General features: G+C 34.8%; 19 protein-coding genes and 1 tRNA gene. 14 read left to right on the top strand and 6 right to left on the bottom strand.

The genetic code is table 11. The features are described 5' to 3' along the window. Both BZK14_RS02150 and BZK14_RS02145 read left to right on the top strand, forming a co-directional pair. Positions 1-888, top strand: an 888-nt coding sequence (locus BZK14_RS02150) for a phage terminase large subunit family protein (RefSeq protein WP_483887730.1), incomplete at its 5' end; no start/stop codon positions are given. Between the two features lie 10 nt (positions 889-898). Next, the gene (locus tag BZK14_RS02145; protein ID WP_077924957.1) at positions 899-1870 is read left to right on the top strand and encodes a phage portal protein; all 972 of its coding nucleotides are present in this window, start codon (positions 899-901) and stop codon (positions 1868-1870) included. Positions 1871-2454: 584 nt separating this feature from the next. On the opposite strand, the gene BZK14_RS02140 is transcribed toward BZK14_RS02145, so the two are convergent. The 4 genes from BZK14_RS02140 to BZK14_RS02125 all read right to left on the bottom strand — a co-directional run bounded on the left by BZK14_RS02140 (position 2455) and on the right by BZK14_RS02125 (position 5855). Next, entirely contained in the window at positions 2455-3714 is a 1260-nt protein-coding gene (locus tag BZK14_RS02140; protein ID WP_077924956.1) for a tyrosine-type recombinase/integrase, read from the bottom strand. Between the two features lie 121 nt (positions 3715-3835). Further along, positions 3836-3912, bottom strand: a tRNA-Arg gene (locus BZK14_RS02135). A 24-nt stretch (positions 3913-3936) separates the two neighbouring features. Further along, positions 3937-4923 (bottom strand): MBL fold metallo-hydrolase, encoded by a 987-nt coding sequence (locus BZK14_RS02130; protein WP_077924955.1) that lies wholly within the window; start codon positions 4921-4923, stop codon positions 3937-3939. 65 nt (positions 4924-4988) lie between these two features. Continuing rightward, the gene (locus BZK14_RS02125; protein WP_077924954.1) at positions 4989-5855 is read right to left on the bottom strand and encodes a YicC/YloC family endoribonuclease; all 867 of its coding nucleotides are present in this window, start codon (positions 5853-5855) and stop codon (positions 4989-4991) included. A gap of 130 nt (positions 5856-5985) precedes the next feature. On the opposite strand from BZK14_RS02125, the gene folE reads away from it, so the two are divergent. Then, positions 5986-6534 carry a GTP cyclohydrolase I FolE gene (gene folE / locus BZK14_RS02120; protein ID WP_077924953.1) on the top strand — a complete coding sequence of 183 codons (549 nt, stop codon included), beginning with the start codon at positions 5986-5988 and terminating at the stop codon, positions 6532-6534. A 73-nt stretch (positions 6535-6607) separates the two neighbouring features. Beyond that, the gene (locus tag BZK14_RS02115) at positions 6608-7162 is read left to right on the top strand and encodes a hypothetical protein (protein ID WP_077924952.1); all 555 of its coding nucleotides are present in this window, start codon (positions 6608-6610) and stop codon (positions 7160-7162) included. On the opposite strand, the gene mutY is transcribed toward BZK14_RS02115, so the two are convergent. Then, positions 7163-8260, bottom strand: a complete 1098-nt coding sequence (mutY, locus tag BZK14_RS02110) for an A/G-specific adenine glycosylase (RefSeq protein ID WP_077924951.1) — start codon at positions 8258-8260, stop codon at positions 7163-7165. It abuts the gene before it with no gap. Continuing rightward, positions 8257-9015, bottom strand: coding sequence for a methyltransferase domain-containing protein (locus tag BZK14_RS02105; protein WP_077924950.1), 759 nt, complete (start codon positions 9013-9015; stop codon positions 8257-8259). Before BZK14_RS02105 ends, mutY begins: the two co-directional genes overlap by 4 nt. 117 nt (positions 9016-9132) lie before the next feature. Between BZK14_RS02105 and BZK14_RS02100 the strand changes: the two genes are divergently transcribed. The 10 genes from BZK14_RS02100 (at position 9133) to BZK14_RS02050 (ending at position 21503) form a co-directional block, all read left to right on the top strand. Further along, positions 9133-9582 carry a copper resistance protein NlpE N-terminal domain-containing protein gene (locus BZK14_RS02100; RefSeq protein ID WP_077924949.1) on the top strand — a complete coding sequence of 150 codons (450 nt, stop codon included), beginning with the start codon at positions 9133-9135 and terminating at the stop codon, positions 9580-9582. A gap of 14 nt (positions 9583-9596) precedes the next feature. Then, positions 9597-10517: an AAA family ATPase gene (locus tag BZK14_RS02095; protein ID WP_077924948.1), complete on the top strand. Its 921-nt coding sequence runs from the start codon at positions 9597-9599 to the stop codon at positions 10515-10517. 7 nt (positions 10518-10524) lie between these two features. Beyond that, positions 10525-11484: a DUF58 domain-containing protein gene (locus BZK14_RS02090; protein WP_077924947.1), complete on the top strand. Its 960-nt coding sequence runs from the start codon at positions 10525-10527 to the stop codon at positions 11482-11484. Next, on the top strand, positions 11477-13531 hold the full coding sequence (locus BZK14_RS02085; protein ID WP_077924946.1) for a transglutaminase TgpA family protein: 2055 nt from the start codon (positions 11477-11479) through the stop codon (positions 13529-13531). Before BZK14_RS02090 ends, BZK14_RS02085 begins: the two co-directional genes overlap by 8 nt. Beyond that, the gene (locus tag BZK14_RS02080; protein ID WP_245831122.1) at positions 13518-13742 is read left to right on the top strand and encodes a SlyX family protein; all 225 of its coding nucleotides are present in this window, start codon (positions 13518-13520) and stop codon (positions 13740-13742) included. Before BZK14_RS02085 ends, BZK14_RS02080 begins: the two co-directional genes overlap by 14 nt. Positions 13743-13764: 22 nt before the next feature. Continuing rightward, a complete protein-coding gene (locus BZK14_RS02075) occupies positions 13765-15429 on the top strand; it encodes a sulfatase-like hydrolase/transferase (RefSeq protein WP_077924945.1) in 1665 nt (554 codons plus the stop codon). 459 nt (positions 15430-15888) lie between these two features. Then, complete coding sequence (fdnG, locus tag BZK14_RS02065) at positions 15889-18954, top strand: formate dehydrogenase-N subunit alpha (RefSeq protein ID WP_143691278.1); 3066 nt, start codon at positions 15889-15891, stop codon at positions 18952-18954. Continuing rightward, on the top strand, positions 18954-19907 hold the full coding sequence (gene fdxH, locus BZK14_RS02060) for a formate dehydrogenase subunit beta (RefSeq protein WP_077924942.1): 954 nt from the start codon (positions 18954-18956) through the stop codon (positions 19905-19907). Before fdnG ends, fdxH begins: the two co-directional genes overlap by 1 nt. Then, a complete protein-coding gene (locus tag BZK14_RS02055) occupies positions 19904-20560 on the top strand; it encodes a formate dehydrogenase subunit gamma (protein WP_077924941.1) in 657 nt (218 codons plus the stop codon). Before fdxH ends, BZK14_RS02055 begins: the two co-directional genes overlap by 4 nt. Before the next feature lie 67 nt (positions 20561-20627). Then, complete coding sequence (locus BZK14_RS02050; RefSeq protein WP_077924940.1) at positions 20628-21503, top strand: formate dehydrogenase accessory protein FdhE domain-containing protein; 876 nt, start codon at positions 20628-20630, stop codon at positions 21501-21503. Position 21504 lies beyond the last annotated feature (1 nt).

The following is a 21504-nucleotide window of genomic DNA, read 5'->3' as shown; positions in this document are numbered from 1 at the left end:
CCTGGCCATGCTTTCTTTTTTGGGGATAAATGGAATCGTAAACACCCTAAAAATAAGATTGATACTTCATACGATTTATTACGAAAAGGTCATCTTGGCCAAGATGGAAAATTCAGACAAATCATAACGATACATGATGCTGTCGCAGGTGGTTTAAATCTTGTGAACATTGATAAGCTTCGCATGCAATATGATGATGAAAGCTTCAGACAATTATTTGAATTTGAATTTTTCGATAGCAATGAAAGTGCCTTTTCATTTGATGAAATGCGTAAATGCATGGTAGATGCATTGGAAGAATGGACGGATTGGCATCCATACGAAAATCCACATCGACCGATTGGGCGTGAGCCTGTGGCTATTGGTTATGATCCTGCACGTTCACATGATGGTTCTGCTGTTTCTGTGTTGGCTGTGCCCAATGCTAAATACCCATATTTTAGATCAATTGAGAAGCATATATGGAGGGGGAGTGATTACGATGAACAAGCTGAAAAGATTCAGAAAATAGTGAATCGTTACAATGTTGTGCATTTTGGTATTGATGCACAGGGCATTGGTGTACCTGTTGCTGAACGTGTTGAGAAGTTCTTTCCAAATTTAGTGCGTTATCAATCAAGCATTGAAACCAAGTCACAGTTTGTACTACAAGCAAAAAACAATTTCAAAAATAAAATGTTACGCATGGATCATGGTGATTCTGATGTTGTCAGTGCATTTTTAGCGATCAAAAAGAAACAAACTCCAAGCGGATTGGTGACTTATGCATCTAGTCGCAGTGATGATATTGCTCACTCTGATATTTCATGGGCAATGATGTACGCAATGGGTTATCAAAAATTAGATGGCTCACTTGCAACTGCTCGTTCTTCAGTATTTATAAATTAATAGGTTAATCATGGATAATACATTCAAAATATATAAAGATTTCGACATCATCAATGATCCAATATCATCATTTTTAAGATGTTCATTGGTGGGTGATTACTATAATCCACCTGTTGATTATGGTGTATTAACTGAATCCATCAAGATGAATGCACATCATGAATCAGCTTTGGAAGCCAAAACTAATATCTTGTCATCATGCTTTAAACCAACAAAATTCTTAGATACTAATGAATTTCAGAAGTTCATTTCTGATTATTTTGTGTTTGGTAATGCCTACTTTGTGCCTGTACGTAATAAACTTGGGGGTGTGATGCAATTTGATCATCGTATGGCCAATAATATCCGTAAGAAAAGGGATGGTTCTTATATCTTCAGACTGAATACAGAAGTTGGCCAAGATATTACAGAGATTAAAGAGATCATTCATTTTAAAGCTTATGATCCAACACAGAACATTTATGGTGTGCCCAAGTATTTAGGTGCATTATTGGATATTGTGCTGAACCACAGCGCGACAATCTTCCGTTATCGTTATTATAAAAACGGCTCATATGCGGGATTTATTTTAAGCATCAATGGTGAAATGACAGATGATGATTTGAAGGCTATTAATGATCAACTTAAAAATTCAAAAGGCGTGAATAACTTCAGTAATATGATGATCCACATGCCAAAAGGTGATAAGAATGCTGTGAATTTAATACCAATTTCAGAGATTGCCACCAAAGATGAGTTTGTAAATATTAAGAATGTCACACGTGATGATATTTTAGCCGCGCACCGCATGCCACCAGAACTGTTATCAATCATGCCTACAAATACAGGTGGATTTGGCAATGTTAAAGATCGTGCAACTGTCTATTATTTCAATGAAATGTTACCGATTATCAATAGATTGAATGGTATCAATACAAAATTAGGCATGAAGATATTTGATTTCACAGAGTATGCACTTATCAAAAGTAATTCAGATAAATAGAGCATGGTATCGGAAAAGTGTGACAATGTGACAAATGGTATTTATTTTATATAACAATATGATTTTAAATATATTTTATTGTCACAAAAGAACATAACTTTGTATGACATTTGTTACATTTTCTTATAACTATTTGTATTCAAAGAGTAATTTTAAAATCATTTATCACGCTATTTTTATGACATTGTCATAGAATGTTATTTTATTTTATGACAAGTTTTCTTATTATATTTCAGTTGGTTATATGTATATTTTATCTAATTGTCATAATGTCATAACTTTCCGTTGCATACAAGAAAATTGCAGGACATATAAATGAGCAAGCTACTTTTGGTGAGTAAATTCATTCAAATTTTGTACTTGCACAGCACTTATTAATTCTGATAATCTTTAATAACAATTTGGCCATTCCATCTTCTACAAGAACTCGCATTACTACAATGCCAAAGGGCCAATATCATTAGCCTGGTCATATTAATAAAAAGAGTGTGTTTTTAGCGCGGGGGTGCGGGAAGGTGAGCGCGCGGCGTGATAGATTACCTACATACTTTTGTTTTGTGCGCTGTAGTTTTACTTGGATGATACTAATCGTCGTTTAATTGTATAAGCTTGAACTTTTCTAAAGTTTTTATATTATTTTCTTCTGTATCGCACATATCTATAAAGTCACTCCAAAAAATAAGAATCTCTTTTCTTTGTTCTAGATACAGAGCACGATTATATGCTGCACGTACAGCATCTTTATCTTTGTGTGATAGACACATTTCAACAAGATCTTTATCAAATAGACATGTACCATTCAATACAGTTGATGCTAATGAGCGTAAACCATGTACAGTGCTATCAATACCGTATCTATTAATAGCAGTATTTGGTGTATCTTTATGTATATGATGATTTAAATGATCATTTTGAAATATATATTTTGAAGATTTGAATTTTTTCATTTCTTCAATAATTGACATGGATTGCTTTGTTAGATGAACAATGTGCGGTCTTCTTTCCTTCATTCTTTCTGCAGGAATCGTCCAAGTATTTCCATCAATTTCATCCCAAGTGGCGCAGACAGATTCATTAATTCTACACATTGTTCTGAGTGTAAATTCAGTACATTTTCTGACAATAATTGAATTTCGATTAGACATGAAAAAATCATGAAGCATATATATTTTTGAAGCATCTAAAGCTCGATGGTGCTTGGTTTCATGAGCTGTAAAAGCTGATGCGGTGACTGCTAAGACAGGATTCATATCACATATACCACGTGCAACTGCATAATCAAAAGTTAATTTAAGTGCTGATTTGGTTTTCTCTAATGTTTCACCAGATCCACGTTCATCGATTGGCGATAATGCTGCAACAATATTTTTTGGTTTTATTTTAGTGATGTCCATATTTTCAATCACAGGGAAGCAATCCTTTTTCATAGATGATAATGCACGTTTAGCTGTTGATTCAACAACAAGCAATTTCCATTTATCAAACCATTCATAGAAAACTTGGCCAAATGTCATGATGTCTTTTTTGGATATGCTTTGATGATTTTCAAGGATCCCTTTGAGTTCATCACGTTTTTTCCTGGCATCAGATAAAGAGATATGTTGGGCATCACCAATCGTGTAAGTTTTACGTTTTTTATTGAGATCTTTATAGTCCAATCTCCAAACTTTTTTACCACTTGGATAAACTGTTAGAATTAAACCTGCACCATCATAAAGCTTGTAAGCTCTAAGCGTTGGTTTGGCTTCTTTGACTTGTTTGGAAGTAAGTGGAAGTATGATTTTGGCCATTTTGGAAGTAAAACCTTGAAAATTTTGAATTAGATACTCCAATTCTACTTCCATTTAGTTCGATTTCAAGCAATCTTTGTATATTATTATCTATTCTTATAGATTGTTTTATTGCTTGTAAGTGTGATTATATCTATGTTTTGCTATTATCTACTATAATCACATATTCTTTAATTGGTGCGCCCAAGTGGAATCGAACCACTGACCCCCAGCTTCGGAAACTGGTACTCTATCCAACTGAGCTATGGGCGCTAAAGCTGATTAGCATAACAAAAATTATGAGAGTTTCATAGTTGTATTAATAGGCACAACTTCAAAAATAGGAGGTGTATCATATTGTGTGATCGCATTTTGTATTTGAATGGGTGTATCATCAAATCGTTCATCACCTAATTCAAAAACACCCCAATGCACACCAATAGATTGCTTAATGCCTAATTCATTGTGCAAGCGTACAGAATCACTTGGAGAAATGTGCTGATAGCCCATAAACCATTCGGGGGCATAACAACCAATTGGCATATAGCCATAGTCAATGTCAAAACGATCACCAATTTCTAATAAGTTTTCAGCATAGGCTGTATCACCTGCAAAATAGTGATTTTTATCTTGATGTGTAATCATATAACCACACCATAAATTACGATTGCGTGCAAAAGGATGGCGATTACTCCAATGCTGTGCTGGTGTTGCTGTGATGATTAATTGATCATTAATCACATACTGATCCCACCAATCCAAAGCAATCACTTGTGTAATGCCTTTTTTGTGAAACCAGCGTTCTAAGCCTAAAGGAACAATAAATGTAAGATTAGGAAAATGCTGATTTAACTGTACAATAGTTGCATAATCCAAATGATCATAATGTTCGTGTGAAATGAGTACATATTGTAATGTAGGAATTTCTTTGATATCAATTGGCGTGGGTGTTTGGCGTTTTGGGCCAATCCAAGATAAAAAAGATGCACGATTAGAAAATACGGGATCAGTTAATAAGCCGGTATGATCTAAATTAAAATACAAAGAACAATGCCCAAGCCAATTCACATAATCCCCTGAATGCGAAAAATCAGCTTCAACCATCCAATCTTGAATGAATTGTTCATAACCGCCTTTGGGTAAGCGAGAAGTTTTGCTCATCCAACGTTCTTTAAGCCATTTTGCAACGCGCGTTAAAGGAATGTGCAAAGGCTCAGGATTCTGGAATCCATATGGCGTATGGTGCGATTTTTCTGGATTATAATAAGGATTTTTATAGAACAATGTATTGAACTCTTGATTAGCTATTAAATTATAATTAAGCCCTAAAAACAGGGCTTAAAAATGGTTTATTCGATGTTTTGAATCTGCTCACGAATCTGTTCGATCAATACTTTCAATTCAACCGCAATTGCTGTTAATTGTGCATCTTGTGATTTAGAGCCTAATGTATTGGCTTCACGGTTAAATTCTTGAGTTAAAAAGTCTAAACGACGACCAATAGCATCGTTACGCTGTAATGCTTCGCGCATTGCCGCAACGTGTGAGCTCAAACGATCCGTTTCTTCATCAATGTCTAATTTTTGAATTGCAAATACTAGTTCTTGTTCTAAGCGTTGTTGATCCACTTCCACTTGCAGTTCTTGTAAGCGTTGAGTTAATTTATCACGCAAGCGTTGAGCAGCTTCTGGGCGAAGTGTTTGTGCTTCTTTGGTTAATGCTTCAATTTTATTTAAACGATCTTCGATCACAGCATTGATACGTGAGCCTTCTGATTGACGGTTTTGAATCAATGATTCTAATGCTGTATTGAATGTTTTTAATGTAATTGCTTCTAATTCTTCAGGATCTGGCGTAGTTGCGATTAACATATTGGGGAAACGCATTAATTCTGAAGGTGATAAAGCATTGGATGTTCCCAATAATTCATTGGCATGACGATATAATTTAATGACTTTTCTAGCTAAGTCATCATTAAATACTAATTCTTCATTGGCAGTGCCCGTTGATTCTAAACGGAACATAATTTCAACCTTACCACGTTTAATTTGGTTTTGAGCCAAATCACGTAGTTTTACTTCAAATGGTCGTAAAATTTCAGGTAATTTGAAATATGTCTCCAAATAACGATGGTTGATACTGCGCAATTCAATGGATAGCACACCAAATTCTGTTGTTACACTTTCTCTCGCGAAACCGGTCATTGAAGAGATCATATTATTCCTTAATTTCTATAAACAAAATTTAATTATAACGCTGTTTTGGTAATTAGGTGAATATCGTTGAAAAAATGGCTAAATCCTAGTAGACTTCGAAACTTTATTTAATCTCTTTGAGTTGAGTATCATGTCTGATTTAGAAAAAAATTATCGCGCAATCCTAACTGAAGTAGGGGAAGATCCTGAACGCGAAGGATTAATTGATACCCCTAAACGTGCAGCAAAGGCAATGAAATATTTGTGTCGTGGTTATGAACAAACCTTAGAAGAAGTTGTTGGCGGTGCAATTTTTACATCAGACAGTAACGAAATGGTTTTAGTCAAGGACATCGAGTTATATTCATTGTGCGAACATCACATGTTACCTTTCATTGGTAAAGCTCATGTTGCGTATATGCCAAATGGTAAAGTTTTGGGCTTATCAAAAATTGCTCGCATTGTTGATATGTTTGCACGCCGTTTACAGATCCAAGAATCTTTGACATCAGAAATCGCTAAAGCTATTCAAGAAGTAACTAATGCTAACGGTGTTGCTGTTGTGATCGAAGCAAAGCATATGTGTATGATGATGCGTGGTGTTGAAAAACAAAACTCTCACATGGTTACTTCTGCAATGTTAGGCGCATTTAGAAATAATCCTGCAACTCGTGCGGAATTTTTGAGTTTCTTGAAATAATAGGATTATTGGTCAAATGCATAACAAAGCTACTTAGTTTAAGTGGCTTTTTTATTGAGCAAAGGAAAATGATATGAAATTATTGGATGTATCAGAGATAAAAAATGGATTGGATGAATTATTCATTCCTTTAGAAGCTGAAATGGATATGTTTGGTTATCGTTTGTTGCCAAGTTATTTAAAAACTCAGGATATTATCAATTTTGAAGCATCTGTTTTGATGGATATTCCTAGTGATTTTAGTAGATGGATATTGGAATATGATTTCAGTGACTTATCTATTTGTAATGTACAATTTGGCTGTAATCATCAGCTGAGTTACTTGCAGCATTTAATTAATCTCAATGATGGAAATAATAATTGTTACAAAGAGCACCATAAGCTAATTATAGCAGTGACAGATCCTTACACATTTTTCTTAGACTTATCGAATGGCATAATCAGTACTTTGACATCTGATATGAACATAGATGATGCGCAAGTGATAGCACAAAATTTTAATCAATTTATGATTGCATTGGGTAATGTATTTTTATTGAGAAAAACCGAGAATCATAAGAATTTACTAGCTGAAATTAATCAGCTAACAAATACACAAGATCAAGAATTTTGGTCAACGATGATGTAATTAGCTTTGAATATGAATAATATTGAGTAGATCATTTGTTGGCTTAGTTTTAGCATAAGTAGTGTAGGTTTCAGCATTCACCCAAGGATAAATTTGATCATTAAATTGCAATGCATCTTTGTAAGATTCCACTTGGATAATAATGGGATAAATTTCATAATTAATGTGTGTTAAAACATGTTTAAAGCTTGGTAATTCTTGAGTGCTAAGCAGTTTTGCATTATCAGTATTGAATAATGCTTCTAATTCGTTTAAATGTGAGTCTAAATGAGGGAATTCATACAAATTGTGCCAAATGGTTTCTTGTGTGCGTTGATGAAATATGAGTTCACCATTCTGATTTTGAATGATCACAGGATATAACTCGATATCTTTTTTGATTAACTTCACTTTTTTTGCTGGGATTTGATCCATTTTTTGATAATGATATGTAATACAATGTGATTGCCAAAAGCATTGATTACATTTTGGATTTTTACTACAAATCGTTGCACCAAAGTCCATGATTGCTTGTGTGTAATCATCGGGGCGATTCTGGGCAGACATTAAATAAGCAAAAGGTAACAGCACTTTTTCTAGCTGCTTTTCAGGGTGCATTGCACCCGTAATACGCGCCATGACGCGTTTAACATTACCATCCAAAATTGCAAAAGGGCGATTGAATCCTTGGCTAATAATTGCCGCAGCTGTCGTTCTGCCAACCCCTTTGATACTTTGAATATCTTGATAATTCAAAGGAATTTCTCCATTGAATTTATCTCTAATAATTTTAGCACCTGCATGTAAATTACGTGCGCGTGCATAGTAACCTAAGCCTTCCCAAGCTTTTAAAACTTCTTCTTGCTCTGCATTTGCTAAATCTGTTGCAGTTGGAAATTTCTCAATGAAATTAAAGAAGTAGGGAATGACTGTCACAACCTGTGTTTGTTGTAGCATGATTTCAGAAAGCCAAATGTGATAAATATTTTGTGCTTCTGTATATTGTGTTTGCGGTTTCCAAGGCAAATTATGGCGGCCATTATCATCAAACCATTGCATGAGTTTCGCATAAAATAATTCAAATGTTTCGCCTTGAGGTTGTGCTAAAAATTGATTCATGATGATGGCTTAATTAACCAGTGTAAATAACGGGCATTGGGGATGAATTGTGGTTGAGTAGAGCATTGCATTTCCATTTCAATGTGCTCTTCCTCTGTAATCTTTTGCTTATTTTCTTTCGTCATATAATCATAATAGGTGCGAATCCCACTTTGATGAATGATTTTAAAACCATTATCTCTTAAGGCTTTTTCTAAATATTCAGGATTAATGGGGGAAATAGGTGTTAATCCACCTGCTTCACCTCGGAAATTATTTTTCTGTATATAGCGATAATTACCACGAATTAAATTATGATAAATTAATCCATTGAGATTATAAAATAACAATGAAATTGTAGAGTTAGAATGCGTCACATGTTTTAAAATCGGAATAATATCTTCAGGATTTTCTAGCCATTCGATCACTGCATGCGCTGTTACAAGATCATATTTCTCATCAATGATTCTTGGAATATTTTGTAATTCATCATGTATGAAGGTGCCATTGTAATCATGTTGGGTAAATCTCTCCTTGGCTAGATTTAGCATGTTTTCAGATGATTCTAATAAAGTCATAGAATGTTCTTGGCTAGCTAAAAAACTTGAAAATTGACCTTGCCCTGCACCAATGTCTAAAGTCTTGCTGCCTGATTGGATAAGTTTGAAATTTTCAAAATCTCGTTTCAAAATAGCAAGGCGCAGTTTACCTTTAAATGAAGCATAAATTTTATCTTGAAAATGGCTGCTTAGAGCATTAAACCGAGTGGAATTCATAAATGTTTACTTAAAAAATAGAGATCATAGATGAGAGTGTCAAATAATGTCAATTATCTAATAATTTGAGATACAATACTATCATATAGGTATTTGATAATAAATTTTGGAGAATATATGAAAATCACGTTAATTGCAGCTGTCATGATGCCTTTAGTATTAGTTGGTTGTGTGGGAATAGAGTCTAAAAAAGAACCTGCAAAACCTATTGTTACAAGTACTGCAAGTGATATTGCACAGAATAGTTTAGATTACGTGGGGACTTATAATGCTAAAATTCCTTGTACGGATTGTGACTATACGATGGCAAGATTACAATTAAATCAATACGGACAATATCGTTATATGGAGCAAAATGTTAAAAATGGTGGGCCTGTGGGTCAGCCTGTCGTGTTTCAAGGTAAATATACATGGGATAAGAAGGCACCAATTATTCGCCTCTTAAATGCACGCAATATGCATTTCTTTGTGGCTGAAAATGAAGTTGTTTTATTATCGCAACCAATTACAAGTTACTCAGAAATTACGATTGAACCAAAATTTAAGAAAGCAATTCGTCAGATATAATTTATAAAAATAATATGCATAATAAAATACTAAAAATTAAGGCAGTGTTGAATAATGTTCTTTTGGGGAAAGAAGAACAAGTCGCTCTAAGTTTAGCTTGTTTATTGGCCAAGGGACATTTATTGTTGGAAGATCTTCCTGGTATGGGGAAAACGACATTGGCACATAGTTTAGCCAAAGTGCTAGGTTTATCTTATCAACGTATTCAATTTACATCAGATTTATTACCCGGTGATATTATTGGTGGTGAGATTTTTGATGCGGAGAGTAAAAAATTTCTATTGCATCATGGCCCAATTTTTACAGAAATATTATTGGCAGATGAAATCAATCGTACAACTCCGAAAAGCCAAAGTGCGTTATTAGAGGCAATGGAAGAGCGACAAGTTTCTATTGGGCGGAAGACTTATCGTCTGCCGGAGCACTTTTTTGTGATTGCAACACAAAATCCCAATACATCAGGTAGTGGAACTTATCCATTACCTGATTCTCAGATGGATCGCTTTTTGATGTCAGTTTCTTTAGGTTATCCTTCTGTCGATGCGGAACTAAAAATTTTAAAAGGAGAAACTAATCGCGATAAAATTATTAATTTACCAGCAATGCTCACAAAAGAGGAATTAACTTTAATGCAAAAAATGGTCGATAAAGTTCATGCTTCAGATGCTTTATTGACATATATTCTTCGTATTGTAGAAGCAACACGTTCAGAAGAGAAATTTACGGTGGGTATTTCACCAAGGGGTAGTTTAGCGTTATTAAAAGGTGCTAAGGCATATGCTTTTATTTCAGGGCGTGATTATATTATTCCTGAAGATATAAAAGCAGTTTTGCCCAATGTGTTAGAGCATCGTTTACGTCAAATGGGGCAGCAAGCCAATCATAGTCGAGATTTGGTTTATTGGTTATTACAAAACGTTCCAGCAATTCAATAGTACACTTATGTTTAATTTTAAATCTTTTAAAGAGAGAATTAATCAGCGCATCCCTAGAAATAGTCAAGTAACACTGAATAGAAAACAGATCTTTATTTTTCCAACAAAATTTGGATTTATCTATATAGGTATGTGCTTTGTATTGTTCATAATGGCAATGAACTTTGAAAATTCATTGGTCTATATCATGCTGTTTTGGTTGGTTTCTATTTTTGTTTCTACCATGATTTTAACTTGGCGGAATTTGGATGGGCTTCGTCTACGCAATGCAGGCAGTGAACCAATTTTTGCTTCAGATGAAGCGACATTTAATATTACAATTGAAAGCTTAGGCAGAGCTCATCATAGTTTATGGCTTTCTTCTAAATATTCTAATAATTTTGTAGATTGCCAAGCTAAAGCGAGTAGCACTACATATCTTTTTGTTTCTGAAACCCAGAGAGGTCGAGTGCGTTTACCTCGTTTTATAGTAGAAACAACATACCCTTTAGGTATTTTTCGGGCTTGGAGTTATGTAGATTTAGATCAAACAACATTATGTTATCCAAGGCCGTTAGCTTCAGAATTACAATATTATAGCTCTGTGGATTTGGAGGATAGTGATTATTTAGATAGCGGTGTGTCTAAAAATCGGGGCGTTGATAATTTTGATGAGTTAAAAAACTATGAGTTAGGTGATGCAGTTTCTCGCATTGATTGGAAAGCTTATGCTAAAGGCCATGGATTATTAGTTAAAACTTTTACAGAGCAAGCATCCAAAGAAATTTGGTTAAGTGAACAAGATTTCACAGGAAATCTGGAGACGCGTTTATCTCAAATGTGTTATTGGGTATTAGAATTTTCAAAAAATAACCAACGATTTGGCATTATCTTGGGCAATGATATAAAAATTGAGCCAAACTCAAGCGATATTCATACCAAAAAGTGTTTAGAAGCTTTAGCCTTATATAGGACTTTAAATGACTAGAGTGCAGAATATTTCACAGAGAGATTTAACACGAGGTAGTATTTTATGGTTTAGCATAGCTTTTATCTTAACGATTATTCCTCAACTATTTATTTTTTTACCGATTTGGGTTGCTGTGATTTTTGCCATTTGTTTGGTATGGCGTATTCAAATTTTTAGAATGAAAATCAATTACCCAAATGGTGTTGTGAAATTTATTATTATTGCAGCAATCCTCTGTATGTTGTTTGTAACAAAAGGTAATTTTCTTAATACAGAAGGCTGCACAATTCTTTTTATGGCAATTTATGGGTTGAAATTTGTTGAGGCCAAAACTGTACGAGATGGCTATATTTTAGGATGTATCGGATTAATTGCATTAACTTCTACATATTTATTTGAAAATTCAGCTTATCTTTTTATTTTTTCACTCATTACTTTAACAACATTGGTGGCTGCAATGATAGGTTTGCAGCAGTTAGGTTATAGCTTTTATTCTAAAAAAATTTTACTGTGGAATGCTATAAAAATTATGGGATTGTCATTACCGCTTATGGCAATTTTATTCATTATTTTTCCAAGATTTCCATCTATGTTGCCTAATATGAATAAAAATAATGAAAATCATATGCAGGCTCAAACAGGTGTTTCTAATAGAATGGAGCCTGGTAGTATTGCTGAGTTGGCAAATAGTGAAACTCATATTTTATGGGCTGAGTTTTCTAGTTTTATTCCTAAACCTCAAAATTTATATTGGCGTAGCTTAACTTTGGATTATTTTGATGGGCGGGCTTGGCAGCAGACTCAATCATCAGAAATACTTTCACAGCCTAGGTATAAAGTTAAAAATAGGATAGGTGAACAGAGATATAGTGTAATTTTTGATCCTAGTCACCAGAAATATTTAGCAACATTGGATGTATCTGTGATGGATAGTAACTCAAGTCTGCAACGTAATTCTATTGTTTCTTATAGTGACTTCCGCTTTGAATATAACCAGCCTATTGAAAAGAAGATTCAATATTCAGCAACATATTTACCTAATGTGCAATTATTGAGTCGAAATATTGGCATAGCCAATTATGATAATATGCAGATGTTTTTACAATATTCCAATAATAATCCTAAAACACAAGCATTAGTGGAAGAGATGCTTATAGATAATCCTTCTAAAGCACTCTTTGTGACCCGTCTTTTACAATATTTTAAGCAAGATGGTTTTCAATATACTTTGCAACCAGGGGTATTACAGCAGGAAAATAGTATTGATCAATTCATGTTTGATACTAAATTAGGATTTTGTGAGCATTATGCCAGTGCTACAGCTTTTATGTTGCGTAAAGCAAATATACCTAGCCGTATTGTGATTGGCTATTTGGGAGGTGCTATTAATCGCGACCGTAATTTAGTCGAGGTTAGAGGTAAAGATGCACATGCTTGGGTGGAATATTGGGATGAGAAAGAGGGGTGGATTAGAGTAGATCCAACAATGGCAGTTTCTCCTGATCGTATTGATTTGGGGATTGATGAGTTAATTGGTGAATTGACAGGAATGAATAATATTTCAACATGGGACCGTTTATCATCATCATTTTCAGCTCTGAAGGATAGAATTGACTATAGTTGGACAAAAATGATTTTAAATTATCAGAGTGAATCTCAGCAATCTTTGTTGAAAGAATTATTTAAGATAGATTTTGTGAGTGTTTTTACATTGATAAAAATCTCTCTTAGCCTGATATTTTCGTTTGTTTTGGTACAAGTGATTATTTTTTTCAAACCTTGGCAAAGATTATTTTTTAATATCGGGGATGAGTATTTTAGGATGGTTCATTTAGCGAATAAAGCTTATGGGCTAAATTTGCCAAAAAGTATTGCACCAATAGAATTGTCAGAGAGTTTGATGAAATATTTATCAGCAAAAGATCAAGAAAAAGTGCAGAATATGGCGCAAGTATTAGTATGTTATTGGTATCAGCCAAATTTAAATGAATGCTCTTTGAAAGATGTCAAATATTCAATGTATGCAGTGCAAAAATTATTAAAGGAAAAAAATGTCAATCGATGAATTGATTTTGTTAAAAGCTCGAGTAGATGAGTTAGAGCAAAGAGAGGCGTTTCATGAATTAACAATAGAAACTCTCAATCAATGTTTAATAGATCAACAAAAACAAATGGAAGATCTTAAAACAGAATTACTTAAACTCTCAACTAAAATTGCAGTACAAGCTGAAGAGTCTCAAATTTCCTTGACGAATGAACGCCCACCACACTATTAATTAGCACAGTATCGATACTTATATGAAAACATACCCGACTCAAATTATTCGAGTGATTTATTTTAGTTTATTATTACTGATTGGAATAGGCATCGCATTATATGAACCCTCTTTATCCTTATTTGGTTTAGTGGGTTTTTTTACGGCTATTTCAATTTTTGCTTTATGGTTAGGTCTTTCAGGGCGAGTCAAGCAGAGTATCCTCGTTACAATCTTTATTTTATTGTTGTTGCAATTAATGAATACAGCAAAAATTTATTATTTTAAAAGTCGTTTATTCTTTTCTGACTTTTTAGTGGCTTTAGATGACAATAATTTTGATACATTAAATCAATATTGGGAAATGTATGTGGTCATTGTAGTGTTATCGATCATTATTATTGCAACATTTTATATTTATAGAAAAGATTGGAAAACAAGTGGGAGAGTCAGGTGTTGTTCGATATTGATTAGCCTATTTATAGGTTTTTCAACTTATCAAATTACTTTGGCGCAAGATAGTATTCGTGAATGGCAATTGCAGTTGCCGAGTGGAAAGGGTGTATTGGTAAATATTTGGATGTCATTGGGTGGTGCTCAGTATGAGTCTCCTGTTTTTTCTGGTAGTGATGAGTTGTTTTTGCAAGAAGCATCTAAAATTCAATTGGAGCCAATGGAAACTATTAAGCCTGATATTGTTGTATTTTTACAAGAATCAACTAGTGATCGAGATTATTTCTTGTTAGATGAAAAAAAATTACCAAAGCTTTCTATGTTTAATCCTGAGGCTGAGTTTGTCAGTGCTTATGGTCCACTACGATTACAAACTTCAGGTGGTGGAACGTGGTTATCAGAATTCTCATTTGCAACAGGTTTAAGTACAAATGACTTTAGTCATCGTAAATATTCTGTATTTTATACGGTGGCCCCTCATATCAATTATAGTTTTTATAAAGAGCTGAAAAATAATGGGTACTATACGGTCCTTTTAACACCAATGACTAAAAATAATTATAATACCTCTAATGCTTATACTCATTTTGGCATTGATTTAATTCTACAGCCTCAAGATTTGGGATATGATGCGCCCATCAATGAAAATTTATGGAAAATATCTAGTCATGAAATGCTAGAATATGTCTCTCAAATCTTAGAAAAATATACTGATAAACCTGTTGCGGTTTTTGTATTATCAATGAATGAGCATGGCCCTTATGATGATACAGTAGAAGATGCAATGAATTTAGCTCCATATTTTGAAAATGAAAAATTAGCACGTAGATTGAATGATTATCTATCTAGGCAAGAGTTATTAAATGATGCCACAGATCATTTTGCTTATAAGGTTTTAAATCGTCAGGAACCTACATTATTTTTATATTTTGGTGATCATCAACCTTCTTTATTTGGTAAGGTTTTAAAAGATAATTTATTCATTAATCCTTGGACTGTGACTCAGTTTTTCATGAAGGATAATTTTGAAGGTAAAGAGATCCCTATTCGTGGCTCATTGACAGATATCAATTTTTTAAGTGGTATCATTTTAGAGCGTATTCATGCCAATGTATCGCCATATTATGATGCCAATATTAAAATGCGTTATTTATGTGAAGGTAAGCTTGAAGATTGTGAGAATCAGGAGCTGGTAAATAGTTATAAATATTACATATATAATACACTTAAGGCTGCAGATGCAAGTATGAAATAGCTATAGTGATCAATTTTTGATAGATGAAAATATGTATTCCCCTTAAAGAAATACCCTTACTTTAAGGGGATTTCTTTATATGCTTTTAATTAATCTATTAATTAACAATAAGTTATTGATAATTAATCGTAATATCAAAATAGATATTACGATTTTTCATCAAAATGACAATAAAAGTCAAAGTGATCAATAAATCATGATAAAGCAAGATAGTGACTTGATTTCACAGAATCTTCAAAGGAAAATATACAGATAGCAATGTAATCATGGCAATATTGTATTGATTTATTACATTGTTTAATTGATAACATGTAGAGATGTAAAAGGGTAAGTTATAAAGACTGAGAACGTGATTTTTCTCAAAGAAAGACAGATTCATTAAGTATATAATGCTAGGTTATCTTTAAATTTAATTTAAAGATAACAGTTGTTAAGTGATTAGAATTTAAGAGGTAATTTATGGAAGTTTCTAGACGACAGTTTTTTAAACTGTCCGCAGGAGCTGTTGGGGGAACTGGCTTAGCGTTAATGGGAATGGCGCCAAGTATCGCTAATGCGGAAGTTCGCCAGTACAAAATATTGCGTGCAAAGGAAGTTCGTAATACTTGTACTTATTGTTCAGTGGGATGCGGATTGTTAATGTACAGTATGGGTGACGGTGCATTTAATGCAAAAGAGGCCGTTATTCATGTTGAAGGGGACCCAGATCATCCAGTAAGCCGTGGCGCATTATGTCCTAAAGGTGCAGGGTTATTAGATTATGTACATAGTCCTAATCGTTTGAAATATCCTGAAGTACGTCGACCAAATTCAGATAAATGGGAGCGTATTAGCTGGGATCAAGCTTATAAAGAAATTGCAGCACTAGTCAAAGAAGATCGTGATGCCAATATGGTTGTTCATGATGATAAAGGTACTCGCGTCAATCGTTGGCTAACAACTGGGCTTTTAGCAGCATCAGGTGGTAGTAATGAAGCAGGGCACATTACAAGTAAATTTGTACGATCATTGGGGATGTTGGCCATAGATAATCAGGCTCGGGTCTGACATGGTCCTACGGTAGCAAGTCTTGCTCCATCATTTGGTCGCGGCGCCATGACGAATCACTGGGTTGATATTCGTAATGCCGATGTAATTATTGTAATGGGTGGGAATGCCGCGGAAGCGCATCCTGTTGGTTTTCGTTGGGTTGTTGAGGCAAAACAAAGACGTGGCGCTAAGTTCATCGTTGTTGATCCTCGTTTTAACCGCTCAGCATCTGTTGCTGATTTTTATGCACCAATTCGTTCAGGTACGGATATTGCGTTCTTGGGTGGTGTAATTAATTGGCTCGTTAAAAATGGCAAAATTAATTGGGAGTATGTTAAAAACTATACCAATGCAAATTTTGTTGTGCGTGAAGATTTTAGTTTCAATGAGGGATTATTCTCTGGTTGGGATGAAGAAAAAAATGCTTACACAGATAAATCCTCTTGGAATTATGAGTTGGATGAAGATGGTAATGCCGTTGTAGATCCTACAATGGAGCACCCTCGTTGTGTATTCAATTTAATGAAAAAACACTATGCGGAATATACGCCAGAACTAGTGAGCACTATCACTGGTACACCTGTGGCTGATTTCTTGAAAGTGTGTGAAACATTAGGTACATGTGCAGAGCATAATAAAGTTGCAACTTTCTTATATGCTTTAGGCTGGACTCAGCATACTGTAGGTGCACAAAATATTCGTACCATGGCAATGATTCAATTATTATTGGGTAACATTGGTATGCCTGGTGGCGGTGTCAATGCATTACGTGGACACTCGAATATTCAAGGTTTGACTGATATTGGTCTATTATCAACAAATTTGCCAGGTTATTTAAACTTGCCAAATGATAAGCAAACTGATTATCAGACATATATTACTCAAACGACACCTAAGGCGAATCGTCCAGGACAGTTAAATTATTGGGGCAATACACCAAAATTCTTTGTGAGCTTAATGAAGACATATTGGGGTAAAAATGCAACAAAAGAAAATAATTGGGGCTTTGATTGGTTGCCTAAATGGGACAAAATGTACGATATTCTTCGTGTCTTTGACATGATGAGTAAAGGTGAAATCAATGGCTATTTCTGTCAAGGTTTCAATCCTGTTGCATCATTCCCAAATAAGAATAAGAGTATTTCTGCGTTATCTAAGTTGAAATTCTTAGTGGTAATGGACCCATTGGTGACAGAAACATCGACATTCTGGAAAAACTATGGTGAATCTAATGATGTTGACTCAAGTAAGATTGCAACAACAGTTTATCGTTTACCCACCACGTGTTTTGCAGAAGAAGATGGTTCGATTGTAAACTCAGCACGCTGGTTGCAATGGCATTGGAAAGCTGCTGATGCGCCGGGTGAAGCACAACCGGATGTTAATATTTTGTCGGGTATTATGTTTGAGCTGCGCAAGTTATATAAAGATCAAGGTGGTGTGAATCCTGAACCCATCATGAATATTGCGTGGGATTATCGTATTCCATCCAAACCTCATCCAGATGAATTGGCTAAAGAGTTGAATGGTTATGCTTTGGAAGATATTAAAGATGCTTCTGGCAATATTATTCAGCGTAAAGGAGAATTAATTTCCAGCTTTGCTAATTTGAAGGATGATGGTACAACGGCATCAGGTTGTTGGATTTATGCAGGTTCTTGGACTGAACAGGGTAACCAAATGGCAAATCGTGATAATAGCGATCCATCGGGTTTAGGAAATACTTTGGGATGGGCTTGGGCATGGCCGTTGAACCGCCGGATTATTTATAATCGTGCATCAGCAGATCGTGATGGTAAAGCATGGGATAAAGAGCGCGCATTAATTTTCTGGAATGGTAAAAAATGGACAGGTTATGATATTCCTGACTTCAAAGCGGATGAACCACCTGGTACAGCAATGAATCCATACATTATGAATCCAGAAGGTGTGAGTCGCTTATTTGCAATTGATAAAATGGCAGAAGGACCTTTCCCATCGCACTATGAACCAATGGAATCACCTATTGGCGTTAACTTAATGTATCCAAAACAGCTCAATAACCCTGCTGTTCGTATGTTTGAAAATGACAGAGAACAATTGGGGAATATGGATGAGTTCCCTTATGTAGGTACTACATACCGTTTGACTGAGCATTTCCATTATTGGACAAAGCATGCATTGTTAAATGCAATTGCTCAGCCTGAACAATTCATCGAAATGAGTGAAGAATTGGCGAAGGAAAAAGGTATTGCCAATGGTGATAAAGTTAAGGTGACTTCAAAACGTGGTTATATTAAGGCTGTTGCTGTTGTAACTAAACGTATGAAAAAACTTATGGTTAATGGTAAGCCAATTTATCATATTGGTATTCCTATTCATTGGGGGTATGAAGGTTTAACAAAACAAGGCTTTATTGCTAATACGTTGACACCATTCGTGGGAGATGCAAATACGCAAACGCCTGAGTTTAAAACTTTCCTCGTGAATATTGAGAAAGTACAAGGAGGTGCATAATGGCATTGCAATCGTTAGATATTAAGCGTTTGTCAGCAACTTCAACGACACCTCCACAAACTCGTCAACATGTAACAGAAGTGACAAAAGTGATTGATGTAACTTCTTGTATTGGTTGTAAAGCTTGTCAAGTGGCTTGTTCTGAGTGGAATGATATTCGTGATAAAGTTGGAACCTGTGATGGTACTTATAATAACCCACATGATTTATCAGCAGAAAGCTGGACTGTAATGCGTTTTGCGGAAGCAGAAAATGTTGCCAATAAGCCAGATGAAGCTGATAAATTAGAATGGTTGATTCGCAAAGATGGTTGTATGCATTGTGAAGATCCAGGGTGTTTGAAGGCCTGTCCATCTCCTGGTGCAATTGTTCAATATGAAAATGGTATTGTCGATTTTCATGAAGAAAATTGTATTGGTTGTGGTTACTGTATTACAGGTTGCCCTTTCAATATTCCTCGCATTAGCAAAAATGATAACAAAGCGTATAAGTGTACTTTGTGTTCGGATCGTGTGGCAGTTGGTCAAGAACCAGCATGTGTTAAAACCTGTCCAACAGGTGCGATTCGTTTTGGTGCACGTGATGATATGTTGCATTTTGCTGAAGAGCGAGTTACAGAGCTAAAAACACGTGGTTTTGATAATGCAGGTGTTTATAATCCTCAAGGAGTAGGTGGTACACATGTTGTTTATGTATTGCATCATGCTGACCAGCCACAAGCCTATTCTAATCTTCCAAAAGATCCGAAGATCAGTATGTTTACAGAGGTTTGGAAAGGCTTCTTAAAACCACTATCAACTTTTGGTATCGCAGCTTCTGTATTATTTGGGTTCTTACATTTTATCACTGTAGGGCCGAATGATGCAGATAGCAAAGATAAGGGCAAAGATATTATTGATCCTAAGAAATTAGCAAAAGAAGTTAATGAGATTGATAAGGAGAAAAACGCATGAAACAAGAAAATCGTTTGATTCAACGTTATTCCGCTTCTGAGCGTATCAATCACTGGATCGTTGCTTTCTGTTTTATTTTGCTAGCACTGTCAGGATTGGCTCTATTTTATCCATCATTTTCATGGTTTGCGCAAGTATTTGGTACATTGCAAACAGCACGGATTATTCATCCATTTGTGGGAATAATCATGTTTATTGGTTTTATGATTCAATTCTTTCGCTATGCTGCTCACAATATTCCAAATAAGGAGGATGTGAGATGGGCATTATCAGTGAAAGAAGTGGTGATGGGACATGAAGTTGGTGATGTGGGCAAATACAATGCTGGCCAGAAAGTGATGTTTTGGGCAATGACAGCATGTTTATTTGTGATGTTAGTAACTGGTGTTATGATGTGGCAAAGCCCATATTTTTTCGCAGATAATTTTTCAATTGAAGCTCGCCGTATTGCAATTTTATTACATGCTTGGGCTGCGCTAATTTTGATTGCATGTATTATTGTTCATGTTTATGCTGCTATTTGGATTCGTGGTACAATTCGTGCGATGACACATGGTGTTGTGACTGAAAACTGGGCAAAATCTCACCATCCCGCATGGTATCGTGAAATCATGCAAAATGAAGCAAAAGTTAAATCAGCTAAAAAAGATTAATATTTTTTAAAGTTGATGATTAAAAATAGGCGCAAGTAATTGCGCTTATTCTTTTTATGAGGAAATTATGAGCCAATTTACGCCTGAGAATAATGTCTTAGTGGGAACAATTCCTGATGTTAAGCCTATTATTTTACCGACAGATAATCCATTTACTAGTCGTGTGATGCAATTTGAAAAAATGCGGATCACAGCCCTTGAGGCATTGCATATTACGATTGATTTTTGGATTCAGCTAACAGAATCAGCTCGTTTAGCATTTAAAGAAGCTGATATTGCAAAGCCAAAATTGAATACCGTATCTCCATTTTTGAATGATGATGTTTTATTGCAATATTTACCTATAACTTTAAAATCTGTATTGGGCGAATTGCAGAAAAAAGCATTAACAGATGAAGTTCAGAAAGTTACACAGGAACTTTCTCAATTAACTGATGATGTTATCATCGATTATGGTTGGGCATTATTGGGTTATACAGAAACTGAAATTGCTAAAGAATTTCAATTGTTTTTATCCATCGCTTTGAAGATTGTGTATGTAAAAAGTGCAACATTGGCAGAATTGCCAAAGTTGGAAGTAGAGCAAGGTTTTCATCATTGCCCAATGTGTGGGGATGCGCCAATTGCTAGTGTGATTGATCCTATGGATAATGGTTTACGTTATTTAGTTTGTAACTTATGTGAAACCAAATGGCATAAAGTACGTTCAACTTGTCACAATTGTCCTAATACAGGTCGAATTGAATTGTTATCTGTGGAAGGGCAAGAATCTGCAATGAAAGCTGAAAGTTGTCCTGAATGTAATACTTATATCAAACATATTGATCGGACTAAAAATCCTATGTTGGATGTATATGTGGAAGATTTGGCAACATTGTCACTGGATTTTACTTTGGCTGAAGATAATCAACAGCGACAATCATTTAATTTATATTTGAGCTAAT

Origin of the sequence: Wohlfahrtiimonas larvae (assembly GCF_002006755.1) — a bacterium.
GTDB lineage: Bacteria > Pseudomonadota > Gammaproteobacteria > Cardiobacteriales > Wohlfahrtiimonadaceae > Wohlfahrtiimonas > Wohlfahrtiimonas larvae.
The sequence above is the reverse complement of the archived record's forward strand: the minus strand, read 5'-3'. Positions and strand labels throughout refer to the sequence as shown.

What these genes read in the sequence shown, in the direction of transcription:
- BZK14_RS02105 (WP_077924950.1), bottom strand. Translation starts at nt 9,015, where the DNA reads ATGAATTCCACTCGGTTTAATGCTCTAAGCAGCCATTTTCAAGATAAA.
- BZK14_RS02115 (WP_077924952.1), top strand. Translation starts at nt 6,608, where the DNA reads ATGAAATTATTGGATGTATCAGAGATAAAAAATGGATTGGATGAATTA.
- BZK14_RS02075 (WP_077924945.1), top strand. Translation starts at nt 13,765, where the DNA reads ATGAAAACATACCCGACTCAAATTATTCGAGTGATTTATTTTAGTTTA.
- mutY (WP_077924951.1), bottom strand. Translation starts at nt 8,260, where the DNA reads ATGAATCAATTTTTAGCACAACCTCAAGGCGAAACATTTGAATTATTT.
- BZK14_RS02050 (WP_077924940.1), top strand. Translation starts at nt 20,628, where the DNA reads ATGAGCCAATTTACGCCTGAGAATAATGTCTTAGTGGGAACAATTCCT.
- BZK14_RS02095 (WP_077924948.1), top strand. Translation starts at nt 9,597, where the DNA reads ATGCATAATAAAATACTAAAAATTAAGGCAGTGTTGAATAATGTTCTT.
- fdxH (WP_077924942.1), top strand. Translation starts at nt 18,954, where the DNA reads ATGGCATTGCAATCGTTAGATATTAAGCGTTTGTCAGCAACTTCAACG.
- BZK14_RS02080 (WP_245831122.1), top strand. Translation starts at nt 13,518, where the DNA reads ATGTCAATCGATGAATTGATTTTGTTAAAAGCTCGAGTAGATGAGTTA.
- BZK14_RS02090 (WP_077924947.1), top strand. Translation starts at nt 10,525, where the DNA reads ATGTTTAATTTTAAATCTTTTAAAGAGAGAATTAATCAGCGCATCCCT.
- folE (WP_077924953.1), top strand. Translation starts at nt 5,986, where the DNA reads ATGTCTGATTTAGAAAAAAATTATCGCGCAATCCTAACTGAAGTAGGG.
- BZK14_RS02055 (WP_077924941.1), top strand. Translation starts at nt 19,904, where the DNA reads ATGAAACAAGAAAATCGTTTGATTCAACGTTATTCCGCTTCTGAGCGT.
- BZK14_RS02100 (WP_077924949.1), top strand. Translation starts at nt 9,133, where the DNA reads ATGAAAATCACGTTAATTGCAGCTGTCATGATGCCTTTAGTATTAGTT.
- BZK14_RS02145 (WP_077924957.1), top strand. Translation starts at nt 899, where the DNA reads ATGGATAATACATTCAAAATATATAAAGATTTCGACATCATCAATGAT.
- BZK14_RS02125 (WP_077924954.1), bottom strand. Translation starts at nt 5,855, where the DNA reads ATGATCTCTTCAATGACCGGTTTCGCGAGAGAAAGTGTAACAACAGAA.
- BZK14_RS02140 (WP_077924956.1), bottom strand. Translation starts at nt 3,714, where the DNA reads ATGGAAGTAGAATTGGAGTATCTAATTCAAAATTTTCAAGGTTTTACT.
- BZK14_RS02085 (WP_077924946.1), top strand. Translation starts at nt 11,477, where the DNA reads ATGACTAGAGTGCAGAATATTTCACAGAGAGATTTAACACGAGGTAGT.